At 38.9% G+C, this 16,138-nt stretch carries 17 protein-coding genes; 10 read left to right on the top strand and 7 right to left on the bottom strand.

Features of this window, described 5'->3' with window-relative positions:
- Nucleotides 1-83 precede the first annotated feature (83 nt).
- From B6258_RS07635 to agaR, 6 genes are read right to left on the bottom strand one after another with little or no spacing between them, the layout of a single operon-like run.
- Nucleotides 84-974, bottom strand: a complete 891-nt coding sequence (locus tag B6258_RS07635; RefSeq protein ID WP_023581442.1) for a PTS system mannose/fructose/sorbose family transporter subunit IID — start codon at nt 972-974, stop codon at nt 84-86.
- Nucleotides 964-1,731 carry a PTS N-acetylgalactosamine transporter subunit IIC gene (agaW, locus tag B6258_RS07630; RefSeq protein ID WP_099074752.1) on the bottom strand — a complete coding sequence of 256 codons (768 nt, stop codon included), beginning with the start codon at nt 1,729-1,731 and terminating at the stop codon, nt 964-966. The genes B6258_RS07635 and agaW overlap by 11 nt, the downstream gene beginning before the upstream one ends.
- A 47-nt stretch (nt 1,732-1,778) precedes the next feature.
- Nucleotides 1,779-2,273, bottom strand: a complete 495-nt coding sequence (agaV, locus tag B6258_RS07625; protein WP_099074751.1) for a PTS N-acetylgalactosamine transporter subunit IIB — start codon at nt 2,271-2,273, stop codon at nt 1,779-1,781.
- A 29-nt stretch (nt 2,274-2,302) separates the two neighbouring features.
- A complete protein-coding gene (locus B6258_RS07620) occupies nt 2,303-3,490 on the bottom strand; it encodes an SIS domain-containing protein (RefSeq protein ID WP_099074750.1) in 1,188 nt (395 codons plus the stop codon).
- A gap of 12 nt (nt 3,491-3,502) precedes the next feature.
- Nucleotides 3,503-4,783: a tagatose-bisphosphate aldolase subunit KbaZ gene (gene kbaZ, locus B6258_RS07615; protein WP_099074749.1), complete on the bottom strand. Its 1,281-nt coding sequence runs from the start codon at nt 4,781-4,783 to the stop codon at nt 3,503-3,505.
- Between the two features lie 53 nt (nt 4,784-4,836).
- Nucleotides 4,837-5,616: a transcriptional repressor AgaR gene (gene agaR / locus B6258_RS07610; RefSeq protein ID WP_099074748.1), complete on the bottom strand. Its 780-nt coding sequence runs from the start codon at nt 5,614-5,616 to the stop codon at nt 4,837-4,839.
- A gap of 535 nt (nt 5,617-6,151) precedes the next feature.
- On the opposite strand from agaR, the gene B6258_RS07605 reads away from it, so the two are divergent.
- The 7 genes from B6258_RS07605 (at nt 6,152) to B6258_RS07575 (ending at nt 13,713) form a co-directional block, all read left to right on the top strand.
- Entirely contained in the window at nt 6,152-7,387 is a 1,236-nt protein-coding gene (locus B6258_RS07605; RefSeq protein WP_099074747.1) for an anaerobic sulfatase maturase, read from the top strand.
- A 39-nt stretch (nt 7,388-7,426) separates the two neighbouring features.
- Entirely contained in the window at nt 7,427-9,037 is a 1,611-nt protein-coding gene (locus B6258_RS07600) for a sulfatase family protein (RefSeq protein WP_099074746.1), read from the top strand.
- A gap of 54 nt (nt 9,038-9,091) precedes the next feature.
- Nucleotides 9,092-10,567 (top strand): DUF2264 domain-containing protein, encoded by a 1,476-nt coding sequence (locus B6258_RS07595; protein WP_099074745.1) that lies wholly within the window; start codon nt 9,092-9,094, stop codon nt 10,565-10,567.
- Nucleotides 10,568-10,681: 114 nt separating this feature from the next.
- Nucleotides 10,682-11,536, top strand: coding sequence for a tagatose bisphosphate family class II aldolase (locus tag B6258_RS07590; protein WP_099074744.1), 855 nt, complete (start codon nt 10,682-10,684; stop codon nt 11,534-11,536).
- Entirely contained in the window at nt 11,533-12,504 is a 972-nt protein-coding gene (locus tag B6258_RS07585) for a sugar kinase (protein ID WP_099074743.1), read from the top strand. Before B6258_RS07590 ends, B6258_RS07585 begins: the two co-directional genes overlap by 4 nt.
- Complete coding sequence (locus B6258_RS07580; protein WP_099074742.1) at nt 12,485-13,126, top strand: bifunctional 4-hydroxy-2-oxoglutarate aldolase/2-dehydro-3-deoxy-phosphogluconate aldolase; 642 nt, start codon at nt 12,485-12,487, stop codon at nt 13,124-13,126. Before B6258_RS07585 ends, B6258_RS07580 begins: the two co-directional genes overlap by 20 nt.
- Before the next feature lie 5 nt (nt 13,127-13,131).
- Nucleotides 13,132-13,713 (top strand): DJ-1/PfpI family protein, encoded by a 582-nt coding sequence (locus B6258_RS07575; protein ID WP_099074741.1) that lies wholly within the window; start codon nt 13,132-13,134, stop codon nt 13,711-13,713.
- 163 nt (nt 13,714-13,876) lie between these two features.
- On the opposite strand, the gene B6258_RS07570 is transcribed toward B6258_RS07575, so the two are convergent.
- Nucleotides 13,877-14,221 (bottom strand): phospholipase D-like domain-containing protein, encoded by a 345-nt coding sequence (locus tag B6258_RS07570; RefSeq protein WP_206073611.1) that lies wholly within the window; start codon nt 14,219-14,221, stop codon nt 13,877-13,879.
- Nucleotides 14,222-14,601: 380 nt separating this feature from the next.
- Here B6258_RS07570 and B6258_RS18350 point away from each other — a divergent pair, with 380 nt between their 5' ends.
- From B6258_RS18350 to B6258_RS07560, 3 genes are all read left to right on the top strand, one after another.
- A complete protein-coding gene (locus tag B6258_RS18350; RefSeq protein ID WP_240531545.1) occupies nt 14,602-14,916 on the top strand; it encodes a helix-turn-helix domain-containing protein in 315 nt (104 codons plus the stop codon).
- 53 nt (nt 14,917-14,969) lie between these two features.
- Nucleotides 14,970-15,182 carry a S24 family peptidase gene (locus B6258_RS18345; RefSeq protein ID WP_240531544.1) on the top strand — a complete coding sequence of 71 codons (213 nt, stop codon included), beginning with the start codon at nt 14,970-14,972 and terminating at the stop codon, nt 15,180-15,182.
- A gap of 171 nt (nt 15,183-15,353) precedes the next feature.
- On the top strand, nt 15,354-16,091 hold the full coding sequence (locus B6258_RS07560) for an ankyrin repeat domain-containing protein (protein ID WP_099074740.1): 738 nt from the start codon (nt 15,354-15,356) through the stop codon (nt 16,089-16,091).
- Nucleotides 16,092-16,138: the final 47 nt, after the last annotated feature.

The raw sequence follows: 16,138 nt of genomic DNA, 5'->3' as shown, positions 1-16,138 counted from the left end.
GCAGCAGAAAGCTCTCCTGCCCGTTTATAGCAAGTTAATAATGTATTTCGATTGACAATAACAACGGCGATAAAAGCGTTCTGTTATAAGAATCCTAATACGTGACCGACAACGCCAAAGGCTAAGGTTGAGAAAATCAACACCGGTGGCTTACCCCAAAAACCCGTGCTTTTCACCATTTTATACATCAAGAAAACTAAGCACAGAGGCAGTAAATTCGGCATGATTTTGTCAAAGAGCGCGGTTTGCAATTCAACCACCTTCCCTCCCAGCTCCAGCGAGGCGGTGGTTTGTACCTTGATAAAGGTTGCACTAAGCGCACCTATGACAAAGATCCCCATAATGTTGGCGGCTTTAGCCAGTTTTTCAGTGGCATCGCTCATATTGACCATTGCCGCCGTGCCAGCGCGATAGCCCATAAACATCAGCCCGAAATACACTAAAAAGTGCACAATTTGGTATAAAAAGAAGAAAACAAAAGGCCCTGCAATTGATCCTTCCATTGCAATAGAAGCACCTAATGCTAATGTCAGTGGCATCAAGGTCATGTGGTCAATTGCATCACCAATGCCCCCTGTTGGCCCCATCCCTGCAACCTTCATCACGTTAACTGTTGATGGTTTCTCTTTGTTCTCTTCCATTGCAACAGCTGTTCCTAATAGGAAGGTAAACAGCTTTGGACTGGCATTAAAAAACTGCAGATGGTTTTTTAATGATGTTGCATAGTCACGCTTATTATTTCCGTGGATTTTTTTCAATGCAGGAATAATTGAGAATGCAAATCCACCACCTTGCATACGTTCAAAGTTGAAGTTACCTTCCATAAACAAGCCACGGAACGCACACTTCCAGAGATCGCCCTTAGTGATAACTTTTCTGACAGTGGTATCTTGGTATTCATCAATGCCATCAATCAAAGAACCCGTTTCTGGTTTATCCTGCGTTTTCAATGCGGTGCTGTTATCAGATACCATCTTCGAAATCCTCATTCTGCTGACTTGAATTTTTGTTATTACCACTAAAGAAGAAGTAAAGTGCTGCGGCTGACGCGCCTAAAATAGCGACCGCCATAATTGGAAGTTTTAGATAAGTCGTCATCACAAAGCCAATAAAGAACACACCTGCAACTTCTTTTGACCACATGATTTTTAGCAACATGGCGAAACCAATTGCAGGAACCATTTTCGCGCCAATACCTAAGCCTTCGAGTAAGACTTTTGGTGTATTTTCATCAATCCATTGAGCCGCATGTTCACCGAAATAAACCGTCACAAAAGCAACCAAAGCATAGAGTAATGAACGCACCGTAATCGTAATAATCAGTAGCCGTGAAATCCCTGCTGCATCCGCTCGTTCTGCATATCGATCTGCTTTGCCCATGGTGAATGCGGTTACTGCAAAGAAGCCAATCACTAACATTTGCATCAACACAGCAATTGGCATGCCGATACCCATCGCAACTTCAGGAGACTGTTTTGTCATTACGGCAAAAGCAACAGCAGCAATGGTGCCTAATGTGACATCTGGTGGCTGAGCACCGGCATTAGGTACAAGTCCTAACCAAGCAAGTTCTAATGTTGCACCTGCAATCAATCCGACCTGCATATCACCCATAATCAGACCAACAACAGGTCCTGTAATTAATGGTCTGTGAATATTTAATGCAACGTCATACTTGTCTATACCGCAAAAGAAGGCCCATAAAGCCACTAAAGAAGCTTCAAAAATCATAAATAATCCTCAAACCTGCTAATGCAGGTTTTTTGTTCAGGAAATTATCAGGCTGATGCGAGCGTTAATACATCAACGGGTGTCTGATCGGGAGTGTTTTGAACTGTGCAAGTCACACCGTTTGCGACAAGGCTTTTAAATGCCTCAATATCAGCATCATTGACCGATACCGTTTTCGCAATTTGGCGTTTCCCTTCATGAAAATGCATATTGCCAACATTACAGTGAGTAATAGGCACGCCACCTTCCACTAAACGGGCAACATCTTTCGGGTTATTACACAAAACAAAAATTTTCTGACGAGGAGATGCTTTACTAATAACATCAATGGTTTTTTGAATAGAGAAGAAACGAACCGCATATTCACCACCAGCTGATGCTTTCATTCCAGCCTGCATAAATGCCGCATTAGGGCCATCAGCTGCATCATCATTAGCGACTAAAATTAAGTTTGCTTCTGTATGTTTACCCCACGTAATACGAATTTGACCGTGGAGTAATCGTTCATCAATGCGGGTCCAGACAATATTTGGTGTGTTCATAACTAGCTCTCTTATTATATTTTATTAATTTAAAGCAGACTGTGTGTGTCGTCTTTTTTGTAGGAGAACGGATAAATTGTGACGCCTTGTACAACACGGTTGATTTCTCCTGTCGGAGACGGGTTATCAGGCGTATTCCCTAGTGCAATCGAACTGTGAAATGCGAATGATTGCGCCAACATCAAGTAAGGGAACAATAGCGCCACATCGGAACAGTTCTCTAACGCAGGAATATAAACAAAACTCTCTTTTGAGAAAGCATTATCATTTCGTGCGGTGATCGCGATCACTTTACCTGCTGCATTATCGTGAATAACTTCTCGTAATAAGTCCGTCTCATATTGACGTGTATAAGCATCATTAGAGAAAAACATCACCACTAAAGTTTCTTTATTTACGATAGACTTAGGGCCATGTCGAAAACCTAATGGGGTATCAAAATTAGCAACCACTTTACCCGCAGTAAGCTCTAACATTTTTAATGAGGCTTCTTGCGCTAACCCTTGTAAACCACCACTTCCTAGATAAATAACCCGTTTAAACTTACCGGCATATTTATCCCTAATAATTTGATTCGCTTTATCAAACTGCGCTTTATAATTACTAAAGAATGGCGCGATGGAGTCACTAAAGACGTTATCACCTAAAAAGATAGTCACAGCAGCCATCATCATGGATGAAAAACTGGAGGTCATCGCTAAAGAACGATCATTGGATTCTTCTGGCATCAATAATGCCAATGCGCTGCTGTTATTTTGGCAATACTCATAAAGCTTGCCATTAGGGTTACAAGTCAATACGAGGTGATAACATTGTGATAGACACTCAGTTGCAACATCTAGCGCAGCTACACTTTCAGGGCTATTCCCCGAGCGAGCAAAAGAAATTAATAACGTAGGAATGTCTTCCGCTAAATATTCTTGTGGATCAGCCACCAAATCCGTTGTTGCAATCGCATCTACTCGACGTTTTGTGTGACCACTTAAAATAGGCGCTAATGCTTTACCAGCAAACGCAGATGTACCCGCACCTGTTAAAATAATTCGCGCATGAGGTACTGCGAGCGCTTTATTTAAAAAAGCTTCAATATCAGCACGTTTTTCTTTTACTGACTGCCATGTTTTCTTCCAACATTCTGGTTGTTGCTCAATTTCTTTTGCAGTCCAAAATGCATTCAGTTGCTCCAATTGAGCGGTCTGATAACTTAAATATTCCATGGTTTCCCTCAATTAATGGACATAGCACGCATCGGCATAAACCGATAACACATCACGAATTTTCGCAATAACAAAAGATTCAGGCGATCCGTCAATCATGCCTTCTCTAAATTGGGTAAATTGATAAGGCAGATATTGGCTCAGTAACGGCAATGGAATAGGTTTAACGGATAAATTATCCATTAGTGTGTCGATGGCGGCATTAATTTCAGCATCAGGCCAGTAATAGCGAATACGATCACTAAAACTATATACTCGAGCAAAGGCTTGTTGACACTCATCACCATGATAGTATTTTTGCCAAAAACCTGGCTCACGACACATCAATTGCTCCATTTTTTCACGTAATTTAGAGCACTGTTCTTGAGGGAATAATGTTTCTTCAATAGAGCAAAGTGCGTATAAGCCTTCACGCATTGCAAAGGTTAATGCAGGCCCAACTTTTAAAATGGCAAAATGATCTTGAACTAGCTGTTTATAAGCTTCTTTAGTTTGATAATCCGTAGAATGAGCTTCGAAAACAAGATGAGAATAGTCATTTACCACTTGGCTTAATGCTTGAGCTTTTTCTTGTTGATAATCAATGATACCCGTATGATCAAATTCAACTCCGGGTTGAACAACCAAACCAATAACACGTTCCCAACAATCACCCACACCTGCATTTTGAAAAGCGTGACGATGACATTCTAAGGTTTTACGTGCAGCGTCTGGTGAAGTCACTTCAACGGTATCAAGTTCTTCGGCAGCACCGCCCGGAACGGGCACTTCTGTACCAACAACATAAACAATATCGCTTGTACCAAATGTCTCTTTTGCCGTATTTTCTGCAATCACAGCGAGGCGAGCGGCACGAGATGCCACAATTTCATCTGTTAAAGGAATTGGATCATCAGCACAAGACATACTGCAATCAAGATGGATTTTCTTAAAACCTGCGGCAACATAATGTGCGATCAACACATCTGCATTTGCCATCGCTTCTTCAGCGTTAAGATGTTGCCAGCGATTAGGTCCTAAATGATCGCCGCCAAGAATAAGCTTCTCGATAGGGAAACCTACCTTTTCCGCCTGTTCAATAACATATTGGTGAAAGTCAGCGGGAGTCATACCCGTATAACCACCAAACTGATCAACCTGATTAGAGGTGGCTTCAATTAGCAGAAAGGAATCATTATCCAGCGCTTGTAATAGAGATGCTTCTATTACTAAAGGATGAGCAGAACAAACAGAATAAATACCATTCTGTTTGCCTGATTTATGTTGCTGAACAATCTTTTCTAAAGGATGCATTAAATACTAACTCCATAATCAACACCGGCGGTGTTGCTAATGGAGTTAGCAAATTACGATGCCTTATTGTCAACGATAATCACTTCGATTTTGTGTTCTTTCAGTTCCTGAATATATTCTTCAGGAATGCCTGAATCGGTCACCAGTATATCAATATCACCAAATTCTCTGATCATATGACAGCTGCGTTTACTGAATTTCGTAGAATCTGCAACCGCAATAATCGTTTCTGAGATATCACACATTAAACGGTTAAGACTGGCTTCCTGTTCATTGTGTGTAGTGATACCAACACGTAAATCGAATCCGTCAACGCCTAAAAAAACCTTATCAAAACGGTAATTTCTAAGACTATTTTCAGCTTGTGAGCCTGAAAAAGACAACGCACTTTTTCGCAATACACCACCGGTCATTAATACTTCCACACCTGAGGTATTTGCTAACTCCATTGCGACATCCAGACCGTTAGTCATGACCACTACATTTTCGCGCGACTTTAAATGTGTCGCGATTTCGCGAGTAGTTGTCCCCGAGTCAAGAATGACGGTGTCCCCATCCTTTATCAGCGTTGCGGCAGCTTTCCCGATTAATGTCTTAATGCCCGCGTTTTGCCCACGTTTTTCGTGGATACTCATTTCGGCAATAAATCCTGTATTAGGAATTGCTGCACCATGAGAGCGAACGATATAGCCATTTTTCTCAAGAAAACTTAGATCGCTGCGGATAGTGACACTTGAGACTTTAAATAATTCAGCGAGATCTTCGACTCTGGCTTTACCTTGTTGGTTTACCATGTCGAGGATTTCCATACGCCTCTCAACTGCCGCTTTCACTTTCGTCTCCTTACGAAACCAAAAGACTTTCTTTCGATTGGTTTCGAATGTAGTTTACTACGCCAATTTTTACCGACAATGCAAAAAAACAAAACTTTTGATCTCTTTCACAAAGTTTCGAATCATCGTCGATTACTTACGATTATTTTCGTGTAGCTTCAATAATAGCCTTGAGGCCACCAGTTTCCAATAAATAAAATGATATAACGCAACGCTATAGTTATGATTACACCATATATGGCTAGATAAAACACAATAATATAGATTTAATTTCGCTTTATTTCACAAAATGCAGATTAAAACATCACAACATTCATTTATTTTCGAAAAACAAATCAAAATAAATAGCTCAAATCGTCAATAGAATATGAAATAGTATCAAATCGAAAGTATTTTTATCGAAAAAAATGGGATTTACCTTTCGCAGAAAACTTTCATTTACTTTCGTTATGTCGTATTTGTGATTTTAATCTCTTTTGTTTTGATAAATTTTACGTAATGTAACAGGATAAAAAAGAAACTCAGGAAATAACTAATGGCATTAAATCAACCTGCTTATTTTCATATGATGGCAAAACCTACAAGCTACCACTGTAATATTAAGTGTGAATACTGCTTTTATCTGGAAAAAGAGAATATTTTTCAAGATGAGACAAAAGCAACGGGCCATACAGTGATGCCCGATGGTGTACTTCGTCGTTATATTAAAGACTATATTCAGTCACATGGTGGAGATCAGGTTGATTTTTCTTGGCAAGGTGGCGAGCCTACGCTTGCAGGATTAGCCTTCTTTGAGCAAGTCGTTAAATACCAAAAGCAATTTGCTAACGGCAAGACAATTACAAATAGTGTACAAACCAATGCAATCGCCATTAATCGCCAATGGGCGCAATTTTTTGCTGATAACCACTTTCTATTAGGCGTTTCAATTGATGGTATTGAAGCTGTTCACGATAAATATCGTATTTCAGTCAATGGTAGCCCGACCTTTGAACGCGTCAAGCGTGCAATTAAGCTACTCAATGAATATGGCGTTGAATTTAACACACTCACTGTCGTTAATGACCAAAACTGGAATAAAGGAAAAGAGACTTATCAAGCCTTAAAAGAGTTAGGTTCAACCTTCTTTCAATTTATTCCTATCGTCGAAGTCGATAGACGCTTTCCTCATACTCATGGGGGACATTATGCTCCGGGTCCCAATGCTCAATTAGCGCCATTTTCTGTTCCTGCTGAAGGCTATGGACAATTTATGGCTGAAGTATTTGATGAATGGATACGACAAGGCGATATCGGGAAAATATATATTCGCTTATTTGATAGTTTATTAGGTACATGGATGGGATATCCTGCATCAACATGTATTCAATCTAAAACCTGTGGTCAGGCATTGATCATTGAAGCCAATGGTGATGTTTATTCTTGCGATCACTATGTTTATCCCGCCAATAATTTAGGCAATATTCATCAAAATAGTCTTGCTCATTTAGCCACTTCAAAACAGCAACAGCGTTTTGGTCAAAATAAATATGATAAACAAACGAGTCTTTGCAAACAGTGTGAAGTGCAAAGCTTATGTTATGGTGGCTGCCCTAAACATCGCATTATTGCTATTGAAGGCGAAAAACATCGCCATAACTACCTGTGTCGCTCTTATAAAAAAATATTTCATCATACAGCGATGGGTATGCAACTAATGCAACAAGCTATTTCACGGGGGGGCCTTGCTAGTGATGCGCTTCCTGCGATGAAAAAAAACTACCTAAAGTAACCCTTTTTTATTTTATCTTGTTTATTCTGGAGACAATCCGTGATCTTACCTTCTGTTAAAAAAAGCTTACTCGCTGGGCTAATTGCTACGTCGTGTTTAAACATCCCGATATCTGCCAATGCAGGTGGTACACCTGAAAAGCCGAATATTTTACTGATAGTGATGGATGATTTAGGCACAGGGCAACTTGATTTTGTACTGGATACCTTAGATGTTGATACATTAGCGCAAAGACCTACACCACCGCGTTATGAAGGCGATATCAATAAAATGGTAGAAGCTGCGCGCATTGCAATGCCAAATGTCAGTGAAATGGCCACAAATGGTGCCAAAATGACCAATGCATTTGTTGCTCACCCTGTTTGTGGGCCCTCTCGAGCAGGTATCTTTACTGGGCGCTCTCCAGCAAGCTTTGGTACTTACAGCAATGACGATGCTATTTTAGGCATTCCACAAGATATCAAACTATTGCCTTCACTTTTCCAAGAAAATGGCTATGCCACCGCCAGTATCGGTAAATGGCACAATGCAAAAGTTATCCGCAAACCGAAAATTAATGAAAGTAAGCAAACTCGTGATTATCACGATAACATGATCTCAACGCCGGAAGCGGGTTATGCCCCTCATGAGCGAGGTTTCGATTATGACTTTAGCTATTACGCCTCAGGCGTAGCTTTATGGAATTCACCTGCATTTTGGCGTAATGGTGTCAATGTTCCTGCGCCGGGTTACACCACGCATCTTTTAACGGATGAAACCCTAAAATTTATCGATGAACATAAAGATAAGCCTTTCTTTATCAATCTTTCATATAGCGTTCCCCATATTCCATTAGAACAAGCTTCTCCTGCTAAATATATGGAGAAATTTGATACTGGAAATGTTGAGGCAGATAAATACTTTGCTGCCTTAAATGCAGCAGATGAAGGTATTGGTCAAATTATTGCAAAACTAAAAGCGAACGGTGAGTTAGAAAATACACTTATCTTTTTCTTATCGGATAATGGTGCAGTTAATGAATCCCCTATGCCAATGAATGCGATGGATAGAGGCTTTAAAGGGCAAATGTTTAATGGTGGTGTTAGAGTTCCTTTCATTGCTTATCAACCCGGTACTATTCCTGCAGGCACAAAAAGTGATGAAATGATTTCCGCACTCGATATTTTACCGACTGCACTACAAACAGCCGGTATTGCGATCCCTGACAATTTAAACGTTGAAGGGAAAAACATCATGCCTTTGCTTAAAGGCGAAACAACAAAGTCCCCTCACAACTATCTTTATTGGGCAGGCCCTGGCACTAAACATTACAGTGAAGAAAACCAAGAGTTTTGGCACGGATATCATCAATGGATAACCTATCAACGTAAAACCCCCCCTACAAATCCTAATTTAGAAAAACTCTCTAAAGGTGCTTGGGCGGTACGTGACGGTGAATGGGCACTCTATTTTTATGATGATGGGAAAAATCAGCCCCAACTTTTTAACGATAAAAAAGATCCAGCTGAATCAATCGATCTTGCTAAACAAAATCCACAAAAAGTAACAGAGCTAAAAAATGCGTATTACCAGTGGATCAAAGATAAGCCAAAGCCCGTTCTTTGGGGACAAGATCACTATCAAATACTCGTAGATTCTGCAAAACCTTAATATTCAACTTCCGTTTTGTTTCGCAAGGATGCGTCTTTTTTCTGAGATACGAAAATGGCTATTGAAATTGCATCTTCAGCACGTCCAAAACTCCCTTATGAGCACCCAAACGTAGAAATCTACCAACGCTTATTTAAGGAAAATATCATTCGACGATTAGTCAGAAAATCTGCTTATCGTCGATATGATAAAACGATCACTGATTTTTTTAATGATGAAAACCAATCGCTTTTCTCTTTATGCGAAATGCTGACACAGTATGTCACACAGGCGTTTCATCATTATCAAGTCTGGGGTTACTCTCATGCTTATTACCCCGGAAGCCCAGGGCAACAAACGGCAAGAACAGATGCTCTTGAAGGTGTTAGCAGGGTACTTCCTCTACTTGCCGCATGGATAGTTAGCAGCAAAAAAAGGACATTGATGGGATTAAATCATCAAGCGTTCAACTTACCTTTAATGATCAAACAAAGCTTCATTCATGGCACAGATCCACTTCATAAAGGATATTGGGGGAAACTTGAAGATTACGATCAACGAATTTGTGAAGCAGCTGATTTAGCGCTCACACTTTGGATAAGCCGTGAATGGGTGTGGGATACATTAACACCCGCCATACAACAACAAATTATGACTTGGTTCGAACAAGTTAATCACTGTGAAATTGTTGATAATAATTGGCATTTCTTCCCTCTTACCGTCCAATTTGTCATTAAAGCACTCACAGGAAAAGACACAATTGCCCATTGGCGCTATGAACGATTAAAAGAATTTTATGTTGGTGATGGATGGTTTCGTGATGGGGCAAAAGGTAATTATGATTACTACAATGCATGGGGCTTTTACTATTCATTGTATTGGTTAACGCAAATTGATCCCCAATTTGATACAGCATTTATTACTCAATCACTTAACACCTTTAATCAACATTACCTGTATTTTATGACGCCAAAAGGTATTCCTTTCTTTGGTCGAAGCGCCTGCTATCGCCTTGCGGTTTCAGCTCCATTATTAGCAGGTGTCGATTTACATTGTCCTTCAGTGAAGGTAGGTGAGGCAAAACGCGCCTTTGAAAGTAGTTTACGTTATTTCATTTCTCAAGGCGCATTAAAAAATGGTGCTCCCACTCAAGGCTTATTTACTCACGACCCTCGTTTAGTTGATAACTACAGTGGGCCTGCCAGTAGTTTTTGGTCATTACGTGCCGTGATTATTGCACTTTATTGCGCTGATCGTATCAATTTATGGCAAACACCTTCACTTCCTTTACCCATCGAAAAAGATAACTTTCGTTTCGAAATTCCTGCGATTCAAGCTTTAGTGACTGGAGTGAAAGCAACGCAAGAGGTAAACATCATTTTTTGCGAAGATTATACCCTTCAGCAAACACCATTAACCCGCCGTTTAGAAAAACAGACCTTAGCACAAAAAGTCGCTGAAACCGTGATAGGGCAGTCAAGACGACCGAAAAATAATTTATTACGCAAAGGGATCACCAGTTATAGCTCTAAAATGGCACACTTTTTCTAATCACCTTTCATTTGCTTTCAGTGCGAAGGCAATAAAAATGTGATTTAGATCTTTTACCTTTCTATTTCTTTCGTTTATTATAATTCGTAATTAAACGAAAGATGAGAGGCAAACATGTATCTGGTTTCTACTCGTAATATGCTCAATAAAGCACAGCGTGAAAATTATGCTGTGCCTGCTTTTAATATTCATAACTTGGAAACCATTCAAGTTGTGATGGAAACAGCCGCTGAGATGGCATCACCCGTTATCTTAGCGGGCACACCAAGCACGTTTGCTTATGCAGGTAGTGATTATTTGATCTCTATTTGCCAGCAGGCCGCAGAGCAATATCGTATCCCTGTTGCTCTACATTTAGATCACCATGAAGATATTCCTGATATTTGTCATAAAGTCATTTCAGGTGTGCGCTCCGCCATGATCGATGCCTCTCATTTTCATTTTGAAGAAAACATTCGCATCGTCAAAGAAGTGGTTAATTTCTGCCATCATTGGGATTGCACGGTAGAGGCTGAGCTTGGTCGCCTTGGTGGACAGGAAGATGATCTTATCGTTGATACAAAAGATGCTCTATTCACCGATCCTGATTCTGCAGTACAATTTATCAAAGCAACAGGTATTGATTCATTGGCTGTTGCAATCGGTACAGCGCATGGTATGTACAAACATGAACCTCATCTCGATTTTGATCGTTTAGCCATTATTCGCCAAAAAACAGACATTCCTTTAGTTCTTCATGGTGCATCGGGTATTCCTGATGCAGATGTACGACACTGTATCGATTTAGGTATTTGCAAAGTTAACGTTGCAACTGAACTGAAAATCGCTTTCTCTAATGCAATCAAGCAGTACTTCTTGGATAACCCAGATGCAAGTGATCCTCGTCATTATCTTGTACCGGGCAAAGCTGCAATGAAAGCGGTGGTTGCAGATAAAATTCGTGTCTGTAAAAGTGATGGGAAACTGTGAAGACAAACAAAACTGTCGCCGTTATTGGCGAATGTATGATAGAGCTTAGTGGTCAGCCTTTTTTACCGCAACAACAGCGTTTTGGCGGTGATACGTTAAATACTGCACTCTATTTATCACGACTAATCCCTTCATTGCATCCTCACTACATTACAGGTTTAGGCACTGATACTTACAGTGCCTTAATGCAAAAAGCGTGGGAAAACGAAGGGATCAACTGCCAATCTGTTATTACGATCCCTGAAAAACTCCCCGGTCTATATGCCATTGAAATTGATGCTTGCGGTGAGCGTAGTTTCCACTATTGGCGCAATGATGCAGCGGCTCGTTATATTACGACTGATCGTCGTTTTGCCGAACATCTCAACGCACTGCCTGATAATAGTGTGATTTATCTTAGTGGTATTTCTCTTGCTATTTTAACGCCGGAAGGTAAAGAGGCACTACTCACTCAATTAATACACCTTAAACAACGAGGGTTTACCTTAATTGTGGATTCGAATTATCGACCACGTTTATGGGATTCAATACCTCATGCACAAGAATGGTTTGAGAAGTTGTATAGCATTAGCGATATCGCTTTAGTCACTGGAGATGATGAGCAAATACTTTGGCAAAATCCAACTTTGACAGAACAAGACATTGCACAACGCCTTCATCAATGGGGTAATCAGAACATCATTGTCAAATTGGGTGCGAACGGTGCTTACTGGTCTGATGGCAAAAATACGGGCTATATTTCTCCCAAACCCATTGATTCTGTTATTGATACCACCGCCGCAGGTGACTCTTTTAATGCTGCTTTTATTGCTGCTTGGCTCCAAAATCACAGCTTACCGACGTGCTGTTTGTGGGGAAACACCTTAGCAGGACTCGTCATTCAGCATCATGGCGCCATCATTCCTCATGAAATTACTGATTCATTCTACACACTAATCAAGGATAACCATGACACAGTCAATTGTTGATACTCTTTCATCACTGAAAGTGATCCCCGTGATCCAAATTAATCGCGCTGAAGATGCAATCTGGCTGGGTGAAATTCTAACCCAAAATCAATTACCTGTTGCCGAAATTACCTTTCGTACACCAGCGGCAGCCAAAGCCATAAAACTCATGCATGAACACTTCCCCGAGCTAGTACTATGCGCAGGGACGGTGCTGACTGCACAACAAGCAGATATGGCAAAAGAAGCTGGAGCTAGCTTTGTTATTTCTCCGGGCTATAACCCAAGTACAGTTGATTACTGCCTTAATAACGGCATTGATATTGTTCCGGGTATTAACAACCCAAGCCAAGTCGAGATCGCACTTGAAAAAGGCTTAACCTTACTTAAATTTTTCCCCGCAGAAGCCTCTGGCGGGGTAAAAATGCTAAAAGCATTAGCATCACCTTATGCTCAAGCCCAATTTATGCCAACAGGTGGAATTAGTTTAAATAACGTGAGTGATTATCTTGCTATTCCACAAGTTGTTGCGTGTGGAGGAAGCTGGATTGCCACAGCAGAAACGATTGATAAACAAGATAAAGAGACCATTGTTAATCATATTCAAAGTATCCACTCATTACTAAAAACACATAAGGGATAAATAAAATGAAACAGGTTGCCGTTTTATTAGCTGATGGATTTGAAGAAGGTGAAGCAGTTGTTTTTATTGATATCATGCGCCGTCTTGATATTCATGTTGATGTACTTTCTTGCATGGATACTTTGGTATTAAATACTTATTTTGAAACCAAAATCAGTGCTGATTTTTTATTAACTGAAAAGCTAACACATAGCTACGACGCAATCATGATGCCGGGTGGTCCTAAAGGCACCGATCGTTTATGTGCTAACGAGCAAGTTATTCAATTTATTAAACGCCATATTGCTGAAGATAAATATATTTGTGCATTATGCTCTTCAGGAGCAAAAGTATTAGCGGCACATCATCTTCTTGAAGGTCGTAATTACAGTACTGGCGATAAATTGGCAGATAAATACGATGATGGTCATTATCTTGATCAAGATGTTGTTGTTGATGGAAAATTTATCAGTGCAAAAGGATTAGGTGTGAGTTTTGAATTTGCCTTTACGGTGGCTCGCCATTTATTAAACGACAATACAGAAAAAGTAGACTGGCAAGCTAATCATATTTATTTCAAACACTGGCCGTTAGATTACCTAAAATAGTTAAACTAATTATTATTAACGATATAAAGGGGATTAACTCCCCTTTATATTTTCGTTTTTAATAACGATAAATCACTACACAGAAATTATTTTTTTTAAATGCATGAGGCTCAGAGTAGTGCCAAATATTCAGGCGTTCCACTAAAATAGTATTTAACACCGTTTAATAAAACTGTTGGTGTTTGTGCAAATAAAAATCGAATTTGCGTGCGTTCTTTACGCCCTTTTTTTCAGAAAAAGATTTATCAATCGCAGCAAGAATAATTTTATGCCATTCTTCATCAGGGGCATTAAGAGATGAAATATCACAACGATACAGCATTTTGTCTAAGATAGATATAATGGCTTGTTCAAACTCAGCCTCACGCTCTATCGCTTTTGGCATAATTTCTTTACCAAATGGCATTCCCCACACATGAGGAGTGTCAAAAATCTTCACATAGTTATTTTCAGAGGTTTCATTGAAGAAACCTTTTAATTCTGTTTTTAATCCATCAATAAGTTTCATAATATCCCTTTATTTTATAAACAGTCTTGCCATATTATTTAAATTAATATAGATAAAATGTTTTCATTCCTATAAAAACATCACTTATCAGACATATGACAACTTGATATAAATTTAATTATCTTCATATAACATTTGTCACCCCCTTTCTATTAAAATAAAAAAATAATTTTATATTCTAGATATCATTAATAATAAAACCATTCTTATTTATAACAGAACTCTACTAAGAAACAATTGTTGTTATTAAATAGAAAAACTAGTTATATCGATATTTATTAGTCTATAAATGACTCCTTACAAATTATCATTTATTGATTTAGTCTTTTTTAGATAGAGTATTTAACAGGTATAACTGTATTATTTTAATAGGAGGAATTATGAGTCTTGCAAATAGAGTTAAATCCAGAAGAGATGCCTTGAGGCTTATTCAGACTGATGCAGCAGAAAAATCGGATATCAGACAACAATCATGGGCTTCAATAGAAGATGGCTCAACCAAAAAGCCCCGCAATATTATTAGCATTGCAAGAGCGTTAGAGTGTGATGCGGGTTGGTTAATGATGGGTGATAACATTCAACCTATTCATGATATCAACACAAAAAAATTACCACTAATAAACTACGTTCAAGCAGGAAACTTGGTACATAGTGTTCCCATTACGATTGTGATGGTGAATTTGGGTATATTCTGACAGATCAAGAACTTTCATAAAATGCTTTTGCATTAGAAATAGAAGGTGACTCAATGGAACCTGATTTTAAATCAGGAGATGTAATCATTGTTGATCCTGAGATAAAACCACATCTGGGTGAATTTATTGTTGCGGCTAATAATGAAAGAGAGGCAACATTTAAGAAATACAGACCAACTCGCATTGATGCTAATGGCAATGAGCATTTTGAACTTGTGCCATTAAATCGTGATTACCCAACACTTAGCAGTGAAAAACGCCATTAATGATCATTAAAAACAAAAAATAATTAATAAGATTTATCTTTATTACAAATACGTATTAATAAAACACACCTTACTTACATTCTGTTTCAATTGTCAATACTAATAAATATTAATTTTTAATAAACTAATTGTAATAAGTTTTGTTAATTATTTAGATCACAGGGTGTTTAAATGAACATAAAAATGTTTTTTCTTTCATTGTTATTAGTTTCTTTTGGCACACAAGCATTGATCATTAATGAAAATAATCCACCCGAATATCAATCTTTTAAATCAAATTATTCTGATATGATTGAGTTGGCTAATAAATCACGTTTACCACATCGGGTATTTTATACTTCACCAAGCACAGGTAGAAATGCACTATGGTTTGATGCTGTTAAACATGGTGATTTAAATGAAGTCCAAAAGATGCTTGCCGATGGTCAAAATATTGAAGCGAAAGACACGGGAAGCTTAGAGCAAACAGCTCTGGGATGGGCAGCATTTATTGGTGATGAAGAGATGGTTGATTATCTCATCTCTCAAGGCGCTAACCTTTGGGCTACGGATAAAGATGATGTTTATAATGTTTTTAAATCAGCAGTATTAGGAAATAACGTCAATGTAGTAAAAAAAATTCACGACCTAATGAGAAGCGATATTGAGCTCAATAACCAAAGAGTAGAAGGCGATGGTGAAACATTTATTATGATTGCTGCCAGTAATAATCGCCTTGATACCGTAAAATACCTTATTTCCAAAGGTGCTGATGTTAATCTTGTTACGACAACGCAAGATAAGTCATTATTTTCTTATAATCACAGTGCGTTAAGTTATGCTTGCCAAAATAATCTTAAAGAGATGCAAAGGCTACTGATTAAAAACGGTGCCATAAATCATATAACAGGTACAACACTCTGCCATTAAATACACAAAAGCCATCCTATAATAAGATGGCTTTTGTGCTATTAGTT

The organism is Proteus alimentorum, from assembly GCF_002607735.1.
GTDB classification, from domain to species: domain Bacteria; phylum Pseudomonadota; class Gammaproteobacteria; order Enterobacterales; family Enterobacteriaceae; genus Proteus; species Proteus alimentorum.
The sequence above is the reverse complement of the archived record's forward strand: the minus strand, read 5'-3'. Positions and strand labels throughout refer to the sequence as shown.